At 63.3% G+C, this 19,826-nt stretch carries 19 protein-coding genes; 6 read left to right on the top strand and 13 right to left on the bottom strand.

Features of this window, described 5'->3' with window-relative positions; genetic code table 11:
- Nucleotides 1-17: 17 nt before the first annotated feature.
- The 6 genes from pstA to KJP30_RS03630 all read right to left on the bottom strand — a co-directional run bounded on the left by pstA (nucleotide 18) and on the right by KJP30_RS03630 (nucleotide 7,524).
- Nucleotides 18-1,349 carry a phosphate ABC transporter permease PstA gene (gene pstA / locus KJP30_RS03605; RefSeq protein WP_218447630.1) on the bottom strand — a complete coding sequence of 444 codons (1,332 nt, stop codon included), beginning with the start codon at nucleotides 1,347-1,349 and terminating at the stop codon, nucleotides 18-20.
- Complete coding sequence (pstC, locus tag KJP30_RS03610) at nucleotides 1,349-2,821, bottom strand: phosphate ABC transporter permease subunit PstC (RefSeq protein WP_218447631.1); 1,473 nt, start codon at nucleotides 2,819-2,821, stop codon at nucleotides 1,349-1,351. The genes pstA and pstC overlap by 1 nt, the downstream gene beginning before the upstream one ends.
- 110 nt (nucleotides 2,822-2,931) lie before the next feature.
- A complete protein-coding gene (locus KJP30_RS03615) occupies nucleotides 2,932-3,972 on the bottom strand; it encodes a substrate-binding domain-containing protein (protein ID WP_218447632.1) in 1,041 nt (346 codons plus the stop codon).
- A 303-nt stretch (nucleotides 3,973-4,275) separates the two neighbouring features.
- Nucleotides 4,276-5,241, bottom strand: coding sequence for a sterol desaturase family protein (locus KJP30_RS03620; protein WP_218447633.1), 966 nt, complete (start codon nucleotides 5,239-5,241; stop codon nucleotides 4,276-4,278).
- A 67-nt stretch (nucleotides 5,242-5,308) separates the two neighbouring features.
- Nucleotides 5,309-6,349, bottom strand: coding sequence for a sensor histidine kinase (locus KJP30_RS03625; RefSeq protein WP_218447634.1), 1,041 nt, complete (start codon nucleotides 6,347-6,349; stop codon nucleotides 5,309-5,311).
- Nucleotides 6,349-7,524, bottom strand: coding sequence for a trans-sulfuration enzyme family protein (locus KJP30_RS03630; protein WP_218447635.1), 1,176 nt, complete (start codon nucleotides 7,522-7,524; stop codon nucleotides 6,349-6,351). Before KJP30_RS03630 ends, KJP30_RS03625 begins: the two co-directional genes overlap by 1 nt.
- Before the next feature lie 177 nt (nucleotides 7,525-7,701).
- On the opposite strand from KJP30_RS03630, the gene KJP30_RS03635 reads away from it, so the two are divergent.
- Nucleotides 7,702-8,226: a hypothetical protein gene (locus KJP30_RS03635; protein WP_218447636.1), complete on the top strand. Its 525-nt coding sequence runs from the start codon at nucleotides 7,702-7,704 to the stop codon at nucleotides 8,224-8,226.
- Between the two features lie 9 nt (nucleotides 8,227-8,235).
- Here the strand turns inward: KJP30_RS03635 and KJP30_RS03640 are convergent, their stop codons facing one another.
- Genes KJP30_RS03640 through KJP30_RS03650 form a run of 3 tightly spaced genes read right to left on the bottom strand, consistent with a single transcriptional unit; the run spans nucleotide 8,236 to nucleotide 10,290 of the window.
- Nucleotides 8,236-8,757, bottom strand: coding sequence for a gamma carbonic anhydrase family protein (locus KJP30_RS03640; protein ID WP_218447637.1), 522 nt, complete (start codon nucleotides 8,755-8,757; stop codon nucleotides 8,236-8,238).
- A complete protein-coding gene (gene gmk / locus KJP30_RS03645) occupies nucleotides 8,754-9,404 on the bottom strand; it encodes a guanylate kinase (RefSeq protein ID WP_218447638.1) in 651 nt (216 codons plus the stop codon). The genes KJP30_RS03640 and gmk overlap by 4 nt, the downstream gene beginning before the upstream one ends.
- A gap of 7 nt (nucleotides 9,405-9,411) precedes the next feature.
- The gene (locus tag KJP30_RS03650) at nucleotides 9,412-10,290 is read right to left on the bottom strand and encodes a YicC/YloC family endoribonuclease (protein ID WP_218447639.1); all 879 of its coding nucleotides are present in this window, start codon (nucleotides 10,288-10,290) and stop codon (nucleotides 9,412-9,414) included.
- Between the two features lie 211 nt (nucleotides 10,291-10,501).
- Here KJP30_RS03650 and KJP30_RS03655 point away from each other — a divergent pair, with 211 nt between their 5' ends.
- Together KJP30_RS03655 and KJP30_RS03660 are read left to right on the top strand one after the other, a co-directional pair.
- Entirely contained in the window at nucleotides 10,502-11,209 is a 708-nt protein-coding gene (locus tag KJP30_RS03655) for a PAS domain-containing protein (RefSeq protein ID WP_218447640.1), read from the top strand.
- A 204-nt stretch (nucleotides 11,210-11,413) separates the two neighbouring features.
- Nucleotides 11,414-11,725, top strand: a complete 312-nt coding sequence (locus KJP30_RS03660) for a putative quinol monooxygenase (RefSeq protein WP_218447641.1) — start codon at nucleotides 11,414-11,416, stop codon at nucleotides 11,723-11,725.
- 10 nt (nucleotides 11,726-11,735) lie between these two features.
- Here KJP30_RS03660 and KJP30_RS03665 read toward each other — a convergent pair whose 3' ends face one another.
- Together KJP30_RS03665 and KJP30_RS03670 are read right to left on the bottom strand one after the other, a co-directional pair.
- A complete protein-coding gene (locus KJP30_RS03665; protein WP_218447642.1) occupies nucleotides 11,736-12,764 on the bottom strand; it encodes a trans-3-hydroxy-L-proline dehydratase in 1,029 nt (342 codons plus the stop codon).
- A gap of 1 nt (nucleotide 12,765) precedes the next feature.
- Entirely contained in the window at nucleotides 12,766-14,811 is a 2,046-nt protein-coding gene (locus KJP30_RS03670; protein WP_218447643.1) for an NADH:flavin oxidoreductase, read from the bottom strand.
- Between the two features lie 116 nt (nucleotides 14,812-14,927).
- On the opposite strand from KJP30_RS03670, the gene KJP30_RS03675 reads away from it, so the two are divergent.
- From KJP30_RS03675 to KJP30_RS03685, 3 genes are all read left to right on the top strand, one after another.
- The gene (locus KJP30_RS03675; RefSeq protein ID WP_218447644.1) at nucleotides 14,928-15,581 is read left to right on the top strand and encodes a TetR/AcrR family transcriptional regulator; all 654 of its coding nucleotides are present in this window, start codon (nucleotides 14,928-14,930) and stop codon (nucleotides 15,579-15,581) included.
- A gap of 84 nt (nucleotides 15,582-15,665) precedes the next feature.
- Nucleotides 15,666-16,547 carry a sulfurtransferase gene (locus KJP30_RS03680; RefSeq protein ID WP_218447645.1) on the top strand — a complete coding sequence of 294 codons (882 nt, stop codon included), beginning with the start codon at nucleotides 15,666-15,668 and terminating at the stop codon, nucleotides 16,545-16,547.
- An 87-nt stretch (nucleotides 16,548-16,634) separates the two neighbouring features.
- Complete coding sequence (locus KJP30_RS03685) at nucleotides 16,635-17,636, top strand: COG3904 family protein (RefSeq protein ID WP_218447646.1); 1,002 nt, start codon at nucleotides 16,635-16,637, stop codon at nucleotides 17,634-17,636.
- Nucleotides 17,637-17,685: 49 nt separating this feature from the next.
- Here the strand turns inward: KJP30_RS03685 and KJP30_RS03690 are convergent, their stop codons facing one another.
- A complete protein-coding gene (locus KJP30_RS03690) occupies nucleotides 17,686-18,225 on the bottom strand; it encodes a hypothetical protein (protein WP_218447647.1) in 540 nt (179 codons plus the stop codon).
- Between the two features lie 149 nt (nucleotides 18,226-18,374).
- The gene (locus tag KJP30_RS03695) at nucleotides 18,375-19,745 is read right to left on the bottom strand and encodes a class II 3-deoxy-7-phosphoheptulonate synthase (protein WP_218447648.1); all 1,371 of its coding nucleotides are present in this window, start codon (nucleotides 19,743-19,745) and stop codon (nucleotides 18,375-18,377) included.
- Between the last annotated feature and the right edge of the window lie 81 nt (nucleotides 19,746-19,826).

The raw sequence follows: 19,826 nt of genomic DNA on the forward strand, positions 1-19,826 counted from the left end.
GATCCGCAATCCGGCTCTTACCAGCGGCGCTCAAAGCGGCGGCGCAGAATGATGGCGATGATGTTCATGGTCAGCAGGAAGATCAGCAGGATGATGATGCCACCCCAGGCCTTTTCATAAAACGCCTGGTCGGCGCGTGCGGCCCAGGTGTAGATCTGCGCCGGCATGGCCGAGTTCGGATCGACGAACCCGCCGATGAACCCGTCCGGATAGCCGCGCGCCACAAAACCGACCATACCGATCAGCAACAGCGGAGCGGTTTCCCCCAGCGCCTGAGCCAGACCGATGATGGTGCCGGTCAGGATGCCCGGCATGGCCAGCGGCAGAACGTGGTGGAACACGGCCTGCATCTTGGAGGCCCCCACACCCAGCGCCGCGTCGCGGATCGACGGCGGGACCGCCTTGAGCGAGGCGCGGGTCGAGATGATGATCGTCGGCAGGGTCATCAGTGTCAGCACAAGACCACCGACAAGCGGCGCCGATTGCGGCAGGTGCATGAACTGGATGAACACGGCCAGACCAAGGATACCGAAGACGATCGATGGCACGGCCGCAAGGTTCGAGATGTTCACCTCGATCATGTCGGTCCAGCGATTTTGCGGGGCAAATTCCTCGAGATAGATCGAGGCGGCCACACCGATGGGCAGCGACAGGAACAGCACCACCAGCATCATGAAGAACGAGCCCACGACCGAGGCACCGATCCCGGCACCGCCGGGGTTGTCCACGCCCGAGTCCGCCCCGGTGATGAACCCCCAGTCAAAGGTCGTATGGATGATGCCCGCATCGGCCAGCGCATCCACCAGATCGAGGTCCGTAAGCATCAGGAACCGGCTGTCCTGAACGGTCTCGCGTTTGACGCGGCCCTTGAAATAGCCGTCCACCCGCGACGAGGCGTTCAGTTTGAAATCCACGGGCTCGCCGATCTTGTCGGGATTGGCGGCATAGTATTCGCGGATCGTGCCGCCGGTCTTGCCCATGATCCGCTCAATGGCGGCCTCGTCAAAGGCAACCTGGATACCTTCATCGACCAGCTTCTCCTGAAGCGCGGTGTTAAAGAAGGTCTGATAGGCCTTGGTCTTGAACAACTGGCCTTCGGCTTCGTCGACCTGTTCTTGGGTCATCGTGAATTTCACGTCGACCACGGTTGTGGTGAAGGCCGGAAGACCGGACCGCACGATTGAAAAGGCCAGAACGGCGAGAAAGAACAGCCCCGTGGCAATCGCGGCGATCCCGTAAGCCTGAAAGCGCTTTTCGGAAGCGTTGCGTTTTTTGGTCCGGGCGTCGTCGGCAACCAGCGACATCGTCTTCCGGCGCGGGTTGGGTGTATCCATGCTTGCGTCGGTCATTAGTCGTACTGCTCCCGGTATTTGCGCACGATGTACAGGGCGAAGACATTCAGCCCCAGCGTCATGATGAAGAGGGTCATGCCAAGCGCGAAGGCGACCAGCGCCTCGGGCGAGGCAAAGTCGCTGTCGCCGGTCAGCTGCGACACGATCTTGGCGGTCACGGTGGTCATCGCCTCGAACGGGTTGAGGCTCAGCCGGGCGGCGGCACCGGCCCCCAGGACCACGATCATGGTTTCCCCGATCGCGCGGCTGGCGGCCAGCAGGATGGCCCCCACGATGCCCGGAAGGGCGGCGGGAAGGATCACCTGCTTGATGGTTTCCGACTTGGTTGCGCCCAGCCCGTAGGAACCGTCGCGCATCGCCTGCGGAACCGCGTTGATGATGTCATCGGACAGCGAGCTGACGAAGGGGATCAGCATGATGCCCATCGTGATGCCCGCAGTGATGACGGCACGCTGTCCGGCCATCCAGTCCGCTCCATCGGGGCCAAAGACGGTCAGCAGCATCGGACCGACCGTCAGCAGCGCAAACAGACCGTAGACGATCGTCGGGATACCGGCGAGGACTTCGAGCATCGGCTTGGCAAAGGCGCGCACCGGCTTCGAGGCGTATTCGGACAGATAGACCGCTGCGAAAAGCCCGACAGGCACGGCAACGATCAGCGCCACGATGGAGATGTAGAACGTCCCCCAAAGCAGTGGGATCACACCGAGGCTGGACGAACCGCCACGGCCCGAAAAGCTGGGAGCCCATTCCAGGAGGGTAAAGAATTCGCCCGCCGGGTACAGCCGGAAGAACTCGATCGTGTTGAAGATCAGCGACAGGACGATCCCGACAGTGGTCAGAACCGCAATCGAGGCCGCCGCGATCAGCAGCGCCATGACGCCTTTTTCCACCACGTTGCGGGCGCGGAAATCAGCGTTGGTTTCCTTCAGCCCCCAAAGCGCGCCAGCCGCCGCGACAAAGATGACCAGCGCCGTCATCAAGAGGTTCGCGGTGGAACTGATGGACCGGTATTCCTGAGCGGCGCGCAGAACTGTCTGCGTGATCTGGTTGGTCACGACCTGACCGGCATCCTTGAGCCGGGTGGTCACGTCGGCAAGGTCGATCCGCGCATTGCTGGCGAATTCCTCGGTCATGACGCCTGCGGCCACCGCGTTGTCCAGACCGTCGGCGGTCCGCCGAACCTCGGCCAGAACCAGACCGCGGCTGGACCCGTCGGCGATCTCGCTGTCGGGGATCATGCCGGAAATGACATTGTTGATGTAAAACGGCTGCGCCAGCAGCCAGACGACCATCAGCAGCATGGCCGGAACCACGGCTTTCAGGGCGACGTTCGAACCGTAATAGGTGGGCAGCGAATGCAGGTCGCGTCTGTCCCCCCCGGCGCTGTTCAATGCGCGTGCGCGGCCAAGGATGAATCCCACGGCGGCCAGCACGAGCACGGTTACGATGAGCCAGAATACAGGCATGTGCCCCCCGGTGTCAGTGTGTCTGGAAAAGATCCATAAAGACGGAAACGGGGGCGGCGGAAAATGCCGCCCCCGAAAGCGTCAGGCGTAATCAACCCTATGGGGTTGAATTACATGCCTTCGCCCATGACCACTTCGTCAGCGATCATCTGCTGGGTCTTGGCCAGCTCGGGATCGGCAACCAGGCCGTAGTTGGACAGCGGGCCATTCGGGCCTGCGATCTCGTCAGCGACGAAGAAGGATGCGTATTCCTTCAGGCCGGGGATCACGCCGATGTGGGCTTTCTTCACGTAGAAGAACAGCGGGCGCGACACCGGGTATTCGCCGGTCGAGATGGTTTCGGTCGACGGGGAAACGCCGGCCATGGTCGCAACTTTCAGCTTGTCGGTGTTGTTCTCGTAGAACGCCAGGCCGAACACGCCGATGCCGTGGGGGTTGGCGTCGATCGAAGCGAGGGTTTCGGTGTAGTCGCCGTCGATGTCGACCGAACGACCGTCGGTGCGGACTTCGAGGCAGGCGTCTTCTGCGTCGTCTTCCGACATGCCGGCGGCGATCATCGCGTCGAATGCGCCGGTCATTTCACAACCAACCGCGATCACCTTTTCTTCAAAGACTTCACGGGTGCCGTGCTTGGTGCCCGGGATGAACGCCAGGATCTCGGCGTCGGGCAGGTCGGCGTTGAATTCGTTCCACTTGGTGTAGGGGTTGTCGACCAGTTCGCCGTCAACCATGACCTTCGGTGCCAGAGCGGTGAAGATGTCTGCCTGAGTGAAAGCAGTGTAGGCCGGACCGGTCTGCTGCGAAGCGAACACGATGCCGTCATAACCGATGCGAACTTCGATGATGTCGGTCACACCGTTTTCGGCGCAGGCCTTGATTTCCTTGTCACGGATTTTGCGCGACGCGTTGGCAACGTCGGTGTGCTCGGTGCCGACGCCCTGGCAGAAACGCTTGAGGCCAGCGGACGAACCGCCCGATTCCACAACCGGGGTCGCGAAGTCGGTGTTGTCACCGAACAGCTCTGCCACGATCGAGGCGTAGGGAAGAACGGTCGAGGAACCGGCAACCTGGATGTTGTCACGTGCTGCGGCAGTGGTGGCCGAGACAGCGGCGATCGCCAGAGCGGAGGCGGTCAGTTTTGCGAATTTCATGGAATGCTCCCTGAACTTAGGATTCGATCATCCCCACGATGATCTTGAGCGGAGCGCTAAAGGTCGCGCGCAATGCTTTTGTGACACGCGTGTAACGCTTTTATGACACCGCCAATCCTGTGCGCGAAATTCAACTTATGCGTGAAAATACACCTACAGGCATCATTCTCAGGTTCAAAACCTGCCCCGGGGTCATCCGACCAAAGTCTTGCCCGGGCTGGAAAAACCGAAAATTCATTCGAATGTATCAGAGATTACACGCAGATGACGCAAGGGCAATCCGCGTCACTCGAATCGATTCCCCTACCGCCGGCGACTCGCCAGTCGCGCCTTCATCCGCGCCTTGGCCACCTCTGTTCCGTCGTGAAAGGTGCCAAACAGCTTGTCCCAGGGAACCTCCAGCGTGCCGTAGTTCACCTCGAAATAGCGGTGGTGCATCTGGTGGTGGAAATTGCCCAGATGCAGCCGCTTGCGCCCCGCCGCCCACAGCCCTTCAAAACCGGTATGTGTGGTGACCGCGTAAAGCGCGTAGAACATCAGGTGACAGATCAGGTGCACCGGGTGGGTCGGCACGATGAAATGAATCGCAGCCGTCCCGAAATACAGCAGATGTTCCAGCGGATGCATCGACAGGCCGGACCACGGGCCGACATCGGTATTGCGATGGTGCAGCGCGTGAAAACGGTACAGCAAATCGGAATGCAGAAGCCGGTGAATCCAGTAGAAATAGAAGCTTTCCCAGATCGGGATCAGGAAAAAGATCGCGACAAACCAGACAGCGCCATCCGACCAGAGCCACACCGGCGCCACGCCATTGGACATGGCCCACCAGATCAGCGCCTCCCAAGCCGTCCAGATTGGCACGCCCGAGGCCAGCGTCCAGAACATGTTGTCCCGCAACTGGTCGCCAAAGGAAAACATGCGCCCCTGCCGGGGAAAGGGGCGCGGATCATACTTGTGGTCGCGGCCCTGCAAGCCGCCCGCATGAAAGACAAGGTGCAAGCCATGCGCCAGAGCGAAGATCAGGCAGAAATTCCGCAGCAGGATCAGGCCGATCCACGAACCCGGCGTCGCGGCCTCGGCCAAATTGGGCGAGGCCCAGCCCCAGGCCGCAAACGCCAGACCGACGATGGCCAGATTGACAGAGATCGGGAACCACGCGCCCCAATACCATGCCAGCACCGCCCCCGGCCGTGGCGGCCAAGTGAACAACGGGTTCACCTGTAGCGGCAGATCCGCCGGGGTGTGGTTCCATTCCTTCCGCGCCATGGGGTCCTCCGCCTGACGGGGGAACGCTGCCACAGCCGCATCGAAAATCAAGCCCCCGGCGCGTCGGTCAGGACTCGGGCAGCAACAGGCTGAAACGCGTCCCCTGCCCCTTTTCGCTTTCAATCCGCAACCGGCCACGGTGGCGGTTCACGATATGTTTGACGATGGCAAGCCCAAGCCCGGTGCCGCCCATCTCGCGCGAGCGGTGGTTGTCGACACGATAAAACCGTTCCGTCAGGCGGGGCAGATGCACCGGGTCGATGCCGGGGCCACTGTCTTCGACCACCAGTGTCACGCCCTGTCGCCGCAAACGGGCGATATATTCGGGCAGTCCCAACCGAACGGTGACGCGGGTGCCCTTGCCGCTGTACTTGATGCCGTTTTCGATCAGGTTGGTCAGGACCTGCCGCAACTGGTCTTCGTCCCCGGTCACCAGCACCGGCTCGTCCTCGGGCAGGTCGGTGTCCAGCGTGACCCCGGCGTCCTCGGCCATGGGACACAGGCGTTGCAGGGTGGACCTGACCAAAGACACCAGTTCGACACGTTCGGTCGGGCGAACCCGCTCTTCGGCCTCAACCCGGCTAAGCGACAACAGATCACCAACAAGCCGGTTCATCCGGTGGGCCTCGGCCTCCATGATATTGAGGAACCGCTCTTGCCCGGCGGGATCATTGCGGGCCGGCCCTTTCAAGGTCTCGATGAAACCGATCAAGGCCGTGAGCGGTGTCTTGAGTTCATGGCTGACGTTGGCCACGAAGTCGCGCCGCATCTGCGTCAGCTGATGCGCGTGGGTCACGTCTTCGAAGCTGACAAGCACGCCCTGCCCCGATGGCATGTCGATCGGGCGCACCGTCACCCGAAATGTCGTGTCCTGCCGCCCGTCGTTGCCAAGGAACTCTGTCGCGCGCGGCGCGCGGTCGCGCAGGCAATTCTCGATGGCGTCCAGAACCTGCGGTTGCCGGATCGCGGTAAAGAAATGCCGTCCGCCGATCCCGGTGCCCAGCAGGGCCTGCGCCTGCGCATTGGCCGCTTCGATCCGCTCGTCGCGGCGGATCACCAGCGCGGGCATGGGCACCGCTTCGACAAACCCCGCGACGAAACCGGTCATCAGAGCCCCCGTGCCGCGGCAAGACCGTCGCCAAAGCAGGCCAACAGCGCCTCAGGGTCCTCAAGCCCGACCGAGACCCGAAAGAACCCTTCGGACACGCCCATCGCGGCGCGAGCATCGGGCGTCAGCGCGCGGTGCGACGAGGATGCGGGATGCGATAGGGTTGTGCCCACATCCCCCAGCGTGGGTGCAAAGGCGACGCCGCGCGCGGCCTCGGCAAAGGCATTGGCCGCCGCCCGTCCGCCTTCGATTTCAAAGCTGACCATGTGACCACCGCGCCCCTGCAACAGCGATTGCGCGCGGGACGCTTCGGGGTGGTCGGGCCGGGTAGGATACAGGACCTTGCGCACGCCTTCCTGGGTCGACAGGTAATCTGCAAGCCGCTGCGCATTGTCCTGCGCCCGCTGATAGCGCAACTCGAAGGTGGCCAGACCCCGTTCCGCCAGCCAGCAGTCAAAGGGGCTTGGGGTCATGCCGGTTGTCACCGCAAAGATGCGCATCCGTTCCGTCAGCGCCGGATCTTTCGCCGCAACCCAGCCCAGCGTCGCGTCCGAATGCCCGGCCAGCAATTTGGTGACGGAATGCAGCACAATGTCCGCGCCATGTTCGAACGGCCGCACCCCAAGCGGCGTGGTAAAGGTATTGTCCACCGCCAGCAGGACGCCCCGCTCGGCGCAGAGCGCGGCAATAGCGTCCAGATCGGCGATACGGATCGTCGGGTTCGACACCACCTCTATCAGCAACACCTTGGTTTCAGGGCGGATCGCTGCGGCCACCGCCGTCACATCGGTCGCGTCCACCAGAGAGGTGTCGATGCCAAGCCGCGGGAGATCCTCGGCCATCATTCGCAACGAACGACCATACAGTTGGTCCGCGCCGATCACGTGGTCGCCGGTCTGGCACAGGCCCAGAAGAACCGCGCTGACCGCCGCCATGCCCGAGCCGACAACCAACCCGCCGTTGGCCCCCTCCAGCGCGTCGATGCGCTGGGCCAGAACCTCGGCGTTCGGGTGGCCTTCGCGGGCGTAGGTAAAGCCCGTTTCGCGCCCTTCGTACTGGGAATCCAGTTCATCCGGCGTAGCCGATGCATAGACCACCGAGGGCGACAGCGGTGTGACCACCGGCGTCGAAAGAGAGGCGGGCCAGCCCGCGGGGCGTTGCAGCGTTTTCTTCATCTCGCCTGTGTCCTTTTCGCGTTTTGCCGGATGCTTAGCCCATCGCCCGGACGCCGTCGATAGGCCCCGGCGGCACAGGGTCCGCCCCGGCTGCGGATCGGTTGACGGAACAAATTCCTATCCAAATGATCCAATTGGCTGTAGGCACTCAGGCGTTACCAAGGGGAAACCGTACCAGTGCGCGACGACAGCAATCCCGGCGAAGCAACAAACCGCGCGTCTGCGCCCGGTGCAAAAGAGCTTCTGGCCGCGTCGCAACCCGGGGCCGTCGATATCTATCAAGGCGCGCTGGACATCATCGGCAACCTGTTCTGGTCCCGTGACTGGGAACCTCTGCGCGACCATATCCTTGTCCCCAACCGGATCACCGCGCTGGACACTGAACGCATTGTTCACAGCCTCGACGAATGGATCCATCTCGCCAAGGCCGCCCGAGAGAGTTTCGTCCGGCTGGGCGCGACGGAATACCATCGCCTGTGCCGCAGTGCATGGTTCGAGGATGAGGACTGCCGCCGGATCTCGGGCGTGCATGAAACCTATATCCTTCGTGGTTCGACCCTTGTCATGCCGCCGCATCAGGGCTTTTTGATGTTATGGCAGTGCGATGACGGGCGCTGGCGTTCGGACGGTCTGCGGGCGGACAAACGCGATACCGTCCTGCCGACGATTCACGCCGACAGGATCACGCCGCCCAAACTGTGAAACTGCCGCTCAGACCGCCTTCAGACCGGCTGCGAAACGCGCCGCGTTCGCCTGATAGCTCAGCGCGGATTTCTTCAGCCCTTCGATGGCCGCCTCGTCCAGATCACGCACCACCTTGCCGGGAACCCCCATCACAAGACTGCCGTCGGGAATTTCCTTGCCCTCGGTGATCAGGGCACCCGCCCCGATCAGGCAGTTCTTGCCGATCTTGGCCCCGTTGAGGATCGTCGCCCCCATGCCGATCAGGCTGTTATCCCCGATGGTACAACCATGCAGCATGACCTTGTGGCCGATGGTACAGCCTTTGCCGATGGTCAGCGGATAGCCCATATCGGTATGACAAACGACGTTTTCCTGCACGTTCGACCCTTCGCCGACGCGGATTTCCTCGTTGTCGCCTCGCAGTGTACAACCGAACCAGACCGAGGATTTCGGCTCCATTACCACCTTGCCGACAAGGTTTGCATCCGGCGCGACCCAAGCGTCCGCCGCCAGTTGCGGTTCAATTCCGTCCAACGCGTAAAGGGTCATGACAGTTCCTCGAATTCCCGTTGCAGTCCACGCACGTGTTCCAAAAGCCCAGGCTGTTGCGTGCGCCGCAGTCGTGCGGCCGTGACGACGCTTTTCAACCGCGCCTCGGTTTCGTCCAGATCCTCGTTCACCAGAACGAAATCATAGGATCCCCAGTGGCTGATCTCGTCCCAGCTTTTCTGCATCCGCTTGGCGATTACATCGGCCTCGTCCTGTGCCCGCGCCTCAAGCCGCCGCTTGAGTTCGGCGATGGACGGCGGCAAGAGAAAGATCGACAGCGTGTGCAGCGCCAGTTCCGAGTTCGTCATCTGCTGGGCGCCCTGCCAGTCGATATCGAACAGCACGTCCTTGCCGGCGATGATCGCATCCCGCACCGGCCCTTTGGGCGAGCCATAGAAATTGCCGAACACATGGGCGTGCTCCAGCATCTCGCCGTCATTCACCGCCTTCTTGAAGGCGGCTTCGCTCATGAAATGGTAGTCTTCGCCATCCACTTCGCCGGGGCGCGGCGCACGGGTGGTGGCCGAAACCGAAAAGACGATCGACGGATCCCATGCGCGCAGACGCCGGGCAAGGGTCGACTTGCCCGCACCCGAAGGCGAAGACAGGATGATGAGCAGCCCGCGTCGGGTTGCAGTTTCGGTCATGTGCGGGTCACTCCACGTTCTGAACCTGTTCTCGCATCTGGTCGATCACCGTCTTGAGCGCCAGCCCGGCGCCGGTCAGACGGGTGTCGCCGGATTTGGAACACAGGGTATTTGCCTCACGGTTGAACTCCTGCATAAGGAAGTCGAATTTCCGGCCAACCGCGCCTTCGGCCTGCAACAGGGCGCGCGCCGCCGCGATATGGGCGCGCAACCGGTCAAGCTCTTCGGTCACGTCGGATTTCACCGCGATCAGCGCCAGTTCCTGCGCGATGCGCGCCTCGTCGACACCATCGACATTGGACATCACCCGCGCCAGTTGCTCTTGCAGGCGCGCGGCCTGCTGCGGTTGGCGCTCGGCGACGGCGGCTTCGGCTTCGTCGACGAGGCCGGTGATCTCGTCCAACTGCTGTTCAAGAATGCGTGTCAACGCCGCACCTTCGGACAGACGCATCTGAACAAAACCGTCCAGGGCGGCATCGAAATCCTTCAGCAGGGCCGCGCAAAGCGCCGCCGGGTCGGCCTCGGGGATTTCGGTCGTCAACACTCCGCGAAGGCCCACGATCTCGGCCGCGGTCGAGGGGGCCAGCGACAGGCCCTCGGCCATGGCCTCGGCCTCGATCCGGTGCATGGCGGCCAGAACGGCGCGCATTTGCGGTTCATCCAGCCGCAGCCCGCCGTCGCTCTCATCCGTGGCCAGTTTCAACGAGATTTGCAGGTTGCCACGTTTCAGCCTGTCGCCACAGCGCGTGCGCACCCCGGCCTCCAGCCCGTCGATCCCGTCAGGCATCCGCAGCCGCAGGTCCAGCCCCTTGCCGTTGACCCCGCGCAGCTCCCACGTCCAGCTGCGGCCAAGGCCCTGGCCGCTCTGGCTTGCAAAGCCGGTCATAGATTGCCGCATCACGGTCCTCCACTGGTGCTGCAACCGGGGTATCGGCAGACGCGCCCGGGCGCAAGCGCCTGCCCGTCCGTTAACCTTCGGTTCAGAATTAGGGCGAATTTGATGAGAACCTCTGCTAGTAATACTTTCGTAACCTTGATTAAGCAGGCTTGGTGGTCGGGGGGCCCCGCCATGCTGTACCGGACGACAGGAGCATAGCATGTTGGGCAAAGGTGGTAGCGACAAGGACGTCGTTTCGATGACGGATCGTGAAAAGATGCGGCGGCTGGCACCGCTGCGGCAGGTCGAGGCGTACTGGCACGGGCTTTGCGCCCGCGATGCCGTGCCCCTGCGCAGCCAGATCGATCCGCGCGGCATGGAAGACGCGCTGGAAAACGCTTTCCTGATGGAACGGATTGCGCCGACCATGGCCAAGATCCGCGTGGCCGGCACGCATCTGAACGATCTCATGGGGATGCAGATCGCGGGAATGCCGCTGTCCTGCCTCGTGGCCCCGTCAGACCGTGAACGGTTCGGCGAGGCGGTGGCGCATCTCTTTGCCGATCCGGCGATCATACGCATTGATCTGGTGGCAGAGGGCGGGTTCGGCAAACCCGATATGGAGGCGCATATGATCCTGCTGCCACTGCGGTCGGATTTTGGCGATCAAACCCGTGCGCTGGGCGCTTTGATCAGCCATGGCCGCATCGGCCGCACCCCACGCCGCTTCACTCTGCGCAATGTTGAAGTGACCCCGGCGCTGGGCGGCGCAGCGGATTTCACTTCGGACGCACCGGCCCGTCCGGCGCCCACCCCGGCACTTCAGGAACCTGCCGCGCCCTATCAGCCGCGCCCGGCGGAAGATCTGCAAAGCACCGCCGCACCCGCCACCCATGGCCATCTGCGGCTTGTGGTCAGCAACGACTGACCGGCCAGTCCTGACAGGGACGTTGACCAATAGGCCTCGACCCCACGGTCGGGGCCTTTTGGGGTCTATCGTCCGCGACCTGCGGCAGGATGAGGCAAATCTTTGAAAGGACTGTGTCTGGGTCAAACCGCGAGGGCGTCATAGCTAGGCCTACCGCGGTTTTTCACTGCGGACGCAATCCACGCCACCGCAGGGAGACAGGCCATGCAGGAAGTGTTCATCGTCGGGGAAATGCAATGCGCCCCGGACAAGATCGCCGAAGTCGAAACCATTCTCACCCGCCTTCGCGCAGCGACCCGCGCCGAGAAGGGATGTATTTTCTACCAGTTCTTCGAGGCAGAAAACCGCCCCGGCGTCTTTGCCACCATCGAACACTGGCAAAACGCCGAGGCCGAAGCCGCCCATTGGGGCACCGAGCATCTCAGGGAGGCGACCAGCCGATTGGGGCCGCTGCTGATCGGCGACATGCGGTTGTCCCGCTACAACCGGACCGGCGGCGAAACCGGCTGCATCTAGTTCATTCCCGCTAGCGTGCCCCCCATGTATCGGACAGGCGATAGCCGCCGGGCCAGGGATCGGACGGGTCCAACATGTGCTGATGGATACCGGTGATCCAGCCGCGCCCGGAAATCTCTGGCAGGATCGCCGGACGATCCCCGACCTGCGTTTCGCCAAGGATCGTTCCGGAAAACCGCGACCCGATCAGCGAACGTGCGGTCAACCGATCGCCCACCGCCATCTGGCCACGGGCGTGCAGCACCGCCATGCGCGCCGACAGGGCCGTACCGGTCGGCGACCGGTCGACCTTGCCGGGCTGGATCGCCACGGCGGCGGCGGTTTCCAATCCCTCTGCCCCCTCCCGCAGCGGCCCGGCAAACAGGCAAAAGGAGAAATGCCGCCAATCGGGGTTCTCCGGGTGAGTGAACCCAAGCTGCCGGTTGGCGGCATTGGTGATCCGCACACCCAGCCGGGCGATCTCATGCGCTTCGCCCTCGACCAGGGAAAACCCCAGCGCCGCCGCATCGACAATCACGAAACTGTCGCCGCCATAGGCGGTGTCGACGGTCAGGCTGCCCAGCCCCTCAACCTCCAGCCTCTGATCCAGTTTCGCAGCAAACGAAGGCAGGTTCTGCACGTGGATCCGCTCGGCCTTGCCCGCCCGGCAATCGGCCCGCACCCGCACCAGCCCGCCGGGTGCCTCCAGCACCAGATGCGTCACCGGCTCGACCATCGGCACCAGCCCGCCATCCAGAAGGACCGTCGCCACGCAGATCGAGTTTGACCCGGACATGGGCGGCGTGTCCTCGGGTTCCATGATGATCCACGCGGCCTGCGCCTTGGGGTGTTTCGGCGGCACCAACAGGTTCACATGGCGAAAGACCCCGCCGCGCGGTTCGTTCAGCACGAAGTTCCGCAAGGTCTGATCCTGCGCGATCCAGCGGCTTTGCTCCCAGATCGTCTCGCCCGGCGGCGGAAGGACACCGCCGACGATCACATCGCCCACCTCGCCTTCGGCATGGGCCGAGATCACGTGCACCGTCTTGACCGAGCGCACCTCAGATGTCCTTCAGCAGCCGCAGCGCGTCATAGATCGCCGCGTGGGTGTTGCGGGCGCTGACCGCGTCGCCGATCCGAAACAGCTGGAACGCCCCTTCCGCATTGCGCCGGATCGCTTGCGGGCGACCCTCGATCAGCGCGTCGTGATCCACCTCGCCCCCGTTGGACGACAGGGGTTTCAGGGCGAAATACAACTCATCCATCGGCAGCGTGCCATAGTTCACCACCACCTGATCATAGGTATTTTCCTTGGTGAAATCGCTGTAATCCGTGCCGATCACGGCTTTCAGGCGGTTGCCGTCGGGCAGCACGTCGCGCAGGCGCCGCGTAACGGTAAAGGTGACGTCCTTGTCTTGCAGGGCGCGCATGTAAGGCACAAGATTCATGGCCATGACCTCGGGCGCGAAACTGCGGTCCGGTGTCATGATCTCGACTGTGGCCCCCGCCTCGGCGGCGACTTCGGCGGCCATCAGCGCGGGGTGATCGCCGCTTTCGTCATAAACAAGAACGTCGCGCCCCGGCTTTATATCACCGGAAATCACGTCCCATGACGACACCACATGCGGGTTTTCCGCTCCGCTTTCAAAAAGTTCGGTGTTCGGCAGCCCGCCGGTCGCCACGATCACAACATCCGGGTGCAGCGCGGTCACGTCTTCGACTTCGGCCCATGTGTTGAAGCGGAACTCGACATCGCGCGCCGCGCATTGCGCCATGCGCCAGTCGATGATCCCGATCATTTCGCGCCGGCGCGGGTTAAGCGCCGTCAGCCGCACCTGCCCGCCGGGGTCCGGCTGCGCCTCAAACACGGTGACGGCATGGCCGCGTTCGGCGGCGACACGCGCCGCCTCCAGCCCACCGGGGCCGGCACCGACGATCACCACGCGCTTGCGGTGTTCCGTCCGGGCGATGTCATGCGGCATGGTCAGTTCGCGCCCCGTGGCCGCGTTATGGATGCAGAGCGCCTCGCCCGCCTGATAGATCCGGTCAAGGCAATAGGTGGCCCCCACGCAGGGACGAATGTCATCCTCGCGCCCCGAGAGGATCTTTTGCACCACCTGCGGGTCCGCCATATGGGCGCGCGTCATGCCGACCATATCCAGCTGTCCCGACGATACCGCGAAACGCGCCGTCGCCACGTCCGGGATACGCGACGCATGGAACACAGGCATCCCGGTCGCCGCCCGGACCGCGCCCGCCAGCCCAAGGTGCGGCGCGCTGGCCATGCCCTGCACCGGGATCATGTCGGTCATGGCCGGATCGGTGTGAATGCGCCCCCCGTTGATGTTGAACACATCCACCACACCCGCCGCCTGAATATGTTTGGCCAGAGCCACGCCTTCGTCCAGATCGATCCCGCCGGGCGTGTTTTCATCCGCGCCCATCCGCAGGCTCAGGATGAACTCTTCGCCCACCCTCTCGCGCACGGCTTTCAGCACGTCCAGCGTCAGTTGCGCCCGCGTCGCGGTGGAAGCGCCACCATAGGGTCCGTCCAGTTCGTTGCTGAGCGGTGACATGAACTGATCCAGCAGATGGCCATGGGCGATGATTTCCAGCCCGTCCATGCCGCCTTCCTTCATCCGTTCCGCCGCATCGGCAAAATCGGAGATGATCCGCGCGATGTCCCAATCCTCGGCCAGCTTGGGAAAGGCCCGGTGCGCCGGTTCCCGATGCTTGGTCGAGGACACGGAGGGCAGCCAATTGCCCTTGGACCACGTGGTGCGGCGGCCAAGGTGGGTCAGCTGGATCATCACCGCCGCGCCATGTTCGTGCACGCCATCCGTCAACCGCCGGATCCACGGCACGACCTCGTCCTTGTAGGCAAGGATATTGTTAAAGACCGGCGGGCTGTCCTTGGACACCGCCGCCGACCCGGCCGTCATGGCCAGCGCCACGCCGCCCTTGGCCCGTGCCGCGTGATAGGCGGCATAACGGTCCTTGGGCATCCCGTCTTCCGGATAGGCCGGTTCATGGCTCGTGGTCATGATCCGGTTGCGAAGGGTCAGGTGTTTCAGCTGGTACGGCTGGAGAAGAGGATCGTTCGACATGGGCAGCACTCCTGGCAATGGCGTGACGATCCGCAAAATGTTCACTTATGTCAAGTCTGCGTTCATAGCTGTCCATTTTTCTTGTGGGTCTGCCCGCCTTGGCCTATGGTCAGCCCATGAAAACGGATGTTCAGACCGACGAAGAGACGGGCAAGGCCAGCGGTTGGCGCGGTTCGCGTGAGATATGGTTGCAGGCGGCGCAGCAGGCGCTGGTGTCCTCGGGCGTCGACGCGGTCAAGATCCAGCCGCTGGCGACGCGGCTGGGTATTGCACGCACCAGTTTCTACTGGTTCTTCAAGGACCGAAAGGCCCTGTTGGCGGCGCTGCTGGACACCTGGGAGGCCAAGAACACCGGCGCCTTTGTCGAAGCCTGCGGCGGCTATGCCGAAACCATCACAGAGGCGATCCTGAACCTGATCGTCGTCTTTCACGACAATACCCTGTTCGACCCGCAACTGGACTTCGCCATTCGCGGTTGGGCGCATCAATCGTCGGATGTCACCGCCCGCGTGCATGACGCCGACGAGGCGCGGCTTGCCGCCATCCGCCACATGTTCCTGCGTTTCGGTTTTGCCCCCGAGGATGCCGATGTGCGCGCCCGCACCGTCTATCTGACGCAGATCGGCTATATTTCGATGCAGGTCAGGGAAACGACCGAGGTGCGGATCGCCCGTGCCCCCGGCTATGTCAAAACCTTCTGCGGCCATGCGCCCAGCGTGTCGGAACTGGCCCGTTTTCGCGCCCGCCTTGGGGCCGCGCCGGCCGCCTGATCCCCGCCCCCGCGCCTTTCTGCGCCGGGTATGCTATGATGGTCCCGCGCCTTGCCCGGTCACAGCTTTGCCAGAGGCCAGATCATGTCCCAGACCTATCTCAGGAATCCCGACGCGCTTGTCAGCACCGACTGGCTGGCCGACAATCTCGATGATCCGTCCTTGCGGATCTACGACTGCTCCACCGTGCTGGAGTTCCAGCCCGGCGGCGACCGGCCCTACCGGGTTGTCAGCTGCGCCAAGGAACATGCCGAAGGTCACATCCCCGGTGCCGCCTACCTCGACCTTCAGGCGGATTTCTCTGACGATGCCAGCCCCTATGGCATGACCCTCGCCGCCCCGGACATCGTCACCGCCGCCTTTGAGCGCGCGGGCATCGGCGACGACAACCGCGTCATCCTTTACAGCCGGCGCAGCCCGTCCTGGGCGACCCGCTTCTGGTGGATGCTGCGCTGGCTGGGTTTTGACAACGCGGCGGTTCTGGATGGCGGGTTCGAGGCATGGCAGGCCGAAGCCCGTCCTCTGGCCACCACATCCGCGCCTTATCCTCCCGGCAAGCTGACGCCAGACCTGCGCCCCGCGCTCTTTGTCGACAAGCAGGCCGTGCTGGCGGCGCTTGACGATCCCGACACCTGCATCGTGAACGCGCTGGGCCGGGACGTGTTTTCCGGCGAGAACCCCCGTTATGGCCGCCCCGGGCGCATTCCGCGCAGCATCAGCCTGCCGCAGGTCGAACTGGTTGACCCGGAATCCCACCGTTTTCTGCCCGTGGAACAGATCGCGCGTGCCGTTTCAGAGGCAGGGGCCGACGGGCACCGGCGGCACATCACCTATTGCGGCGGCGGGATCTTTGCCACCGTCGATGCCTTCTGGCTGCACCAACTGGGCCGTGATGACATTGCCGTCTATGAAAATTCGATGAGCGAATGGGGGCCCGATCCCGCGCTGCCAATCGAACGGGATTGACCGGAAAGCGCCCAAGAGGCTTGCGGCACGATGACCTTTCGGAAACAGTCACCCAAGGCCAAGTGATTGTAACAAGGAAGGTTCTTTATGCGCAGGCATGTTCTGTGGGCTGTGACAGCCTGTTTCCCGGTGTTTCCATCCATCACCCAGGCGGCCGAACTGGACATCCTCCCTCCGCCCGACATTCCGATCGAATACGAAGTGCAGGCGCCCGATCCCGCGCGCGCTTGCAGCTTTCGCCTGACCGGTCCATTGGCGACCGGTGATGGTGACCGCATCGTCGCCCGTCTGCAACAAACGCCGCGCGGCGTTCCGACCCCGGTGCTTTGCCTCGACAGTCCCGGAGGGTCGCTGGTCGAGGCGCTGGAACTCGCCCGGTTCCTGCGCAGCGCAAAGATCGGCACCCGGCTGGAACCCGGCACCCGATGCGAAAGCGCCTGCGCGCTGGTCTTTATGGCGGGCAGTTTCATCCCGCATGAATCCGGCCCCCGAAAGTGGCGGGTGATGCACCCGACGGCCCGGTTGGGGTTCCATTCGCCATCGCTGAACGTGCCCGAGGGCAACTACCGCGCCGATACGGTCAAGGCGTCCTACGAATTGGCCATGCGCAGCCTTGCGATGACCCTGACACAACTGGTCCAGAACCGGGATTTCGACGATGGCGAGCATCTGAAACCCTCATTGATGGCTGCCATGCTGCAAACCCCGTCGGACAGCATGTACCACATCCAGACGGTGGATCAGGCCGGGCGCTGGGGGATCACCGTCGGCCCGCTGACCGGTCAGGACACAACGTTCGACGCGCCCGCATTGCGGCGTGCCTGCGCCAACAAGGTGGCCTGGGAGGCAGACAAAAGCGCGCTGGAGGCGGCCCATTACGACCGGTGGCATGTCGCCTTTGGCAAGGATCAGTACGGCCCGAAAGTGGATGTCATCTACGACGAATTCTGGGGCGACGCCTGCACTTGGGATGTCCCGGAAAGCGCCGCAGCCACCGGCAGGATCGCCCTGCCAGACCTTGGTCAAGGCCTCCTCGACCTCAGCAAGCTGGTGGATCCGTCCACCCGGCTCGTCGATCTGCCGCACTAGGGTTTGACACGGAGGCCGTTACGGTACGGCACCGCGGCCGCCCCGGGATCTAGCCCAAGACCCCAAGGCGGCCCAGAGCATAGACCGTGGCAACCATCAGGACGCCGCTGGCAAGGTTGATCCGGAACATGGCCCAACGCCCCTTCGACTTGCCAGGGGCAACGCCATCGCGGGTCTTGATCGCACTCCCGATGACGCCGAATTCCACGAAGGCATTTACCGTCGCGGTAACGAGAAAGAAGAAGACAAAGAGCGCAATGGGCAAAACCGCGTTGTCGTAAGCCGGTCCCGGGCCCTGGATACCCGCGTCCAGCATGAACCCGACCGGAATGCCGAGGCAGATGCCGACAAGGGTCGAAACACTATTCGCCTGCACCACCGCGCCAAAGGCCCGCGACGTGGACAGGTCAAAGACCCTTTTGACAGCCATCCATTCCAACAGGAAAGGCAGTACCGCAATCCACCACAAGACGGCGGCGGCGGGCAGAAAGATCCATAGGCCGAACCAGGCAAAGGCCGGCGCCGGCAGAACCACGAGCCAAGCCACCAGAACCGCCTTGAAGGCATGAAAGGGTTTCCGGACGGGCATGGCGCCATCTTGCCTGTCAGGCGGACCGTTGCGTTGATCCGGATCAACCCCGTCGCGGAGGACCTGCCCTTGGCTTCCGCAGAACCCCGAAACGCGAAACGCCCCCGCGGTTTCCCGCAGGGGCGCAAATCCCGGTTCTGCAAAAGCGATCAGGCGCTGGCCGCTTCCATCGCCTTTTCGCGGCGCGCCACCAGTTCCTCGGCCACGAGGAAAGCCAGTTCCAGCGACTGCGACGCATTCAGACGCGGATCACAGGCGGTGTGGTAGCGGTCCGACAGGTCCTCTTCGGTGACTTCACGCACGCCGCCGGTGCACTCGGTCACGTCCAGCCCCGTCATCTCGAAATGTACACCGCCGGGGATGGTGCCCTCGGCATCGTGGATCCCAAAGAAGTCGCGGACCTCGCGCAGCACGTTGTCGAACGGACGGGTCTTGTACCCGGTGGCCGATTTGATCGTGTTGCCATGCATCGGGTCACAGACCCAGGTCACGTTGGCGCCCTCTTCCTGCACGGCCTTGATGAGGCGCGGCAGATGCTCTTGCCCTTTGCCCGCACCGAAACGCGCGATCAGCGTCAGCTTGCCCTCTTCATTGTTCGGGTTCAGCGTCTGCATCAGCACCTTGAGATCCTCGGCACTGGTGGTCGGACCGCATTTCAGGCCAACCGGGTTCAGAACGCCACGGGCAAATTCCACATGCGCGCCGTCCGGCTGCCGGGTGCGGTCACCGATCCAGATCATGTGGCCGGACCCTGCCAGCCATTTGCCCGAGGTCGAATCCTGACGGGTCAGCGCCTCTTCGTATTCCAGCAGCAGCGACTCATGCGAGGTGTAGAACTCGACCGTTTGCAGCGTATGCGCCTGATCCCCGGTCACACCGGCCGCGTTGATGAAGTCCAGAGCATCCTGAATGCGGTTCGCCATCTCGCGGTACTTGCCCGCCTCGTCACCCTGGGTAAAGCCCAGCGTCCACTGGTGGACCTTGTGCACATCGGCGTAGCCGCCGGTCGAAAAGGCGCGCAACAGGTTCAGCGTGGCAGCGGCCTGCGTGTAGGCCTGCAACATCTTTCTGGGATCGGGGATGCGGGCCTCGGGGGTGAAGGCCAGCTCGTTGATGATGTCACCACGGTAGCTGGGCAGTTCAAGACCATCCTTGACCTCGGTCGGAGCCGAGCGCGGCTTGGCGAACTGACCGGCCATACGACCGACCTTTACCACCGGAACCTTGGCACCGTAGGTCAGCACCATGGCCATCTGCAACATCACCTTGAAGGTGTCGCGGATCGCATCGGCCGAGAACTGGTCGAAAGCCTCGGCACAATCGCCGCCCTGCAAGAGAAAGGCCTCACCCCGTCCGGCGGCACCAAGGTGCGACTTCAACCGGCGCGCCTCGCCCGCAAAGACCAGCGGCGGATACTTGGCCAGCTGCGCCTCGACGGCGGTCAGGGCCTCTGCGTCCGTATACTCGGGCATCTGAACCCGCGGTTTCGCACGCCAGTTCGATTTCTGCCACTCGGTCATTGTCTCTCTCCGGTTGATCATTTCGAGCGCTAACGGAGGTGCTGTATACTTAACGTCTTCGTGCAAGACCACAGTGTTTTT

Origin of the sequence: Antarctobacter sediminis (assembly GCF_019218285.1) — a bacterium.
GTDB lineage: Bacteria > Pseudomonadota > Alphaproteobacteria > Rhodobacterales > Rhodobacteraceae > Antarctobacter > Antarctobacter sediminis.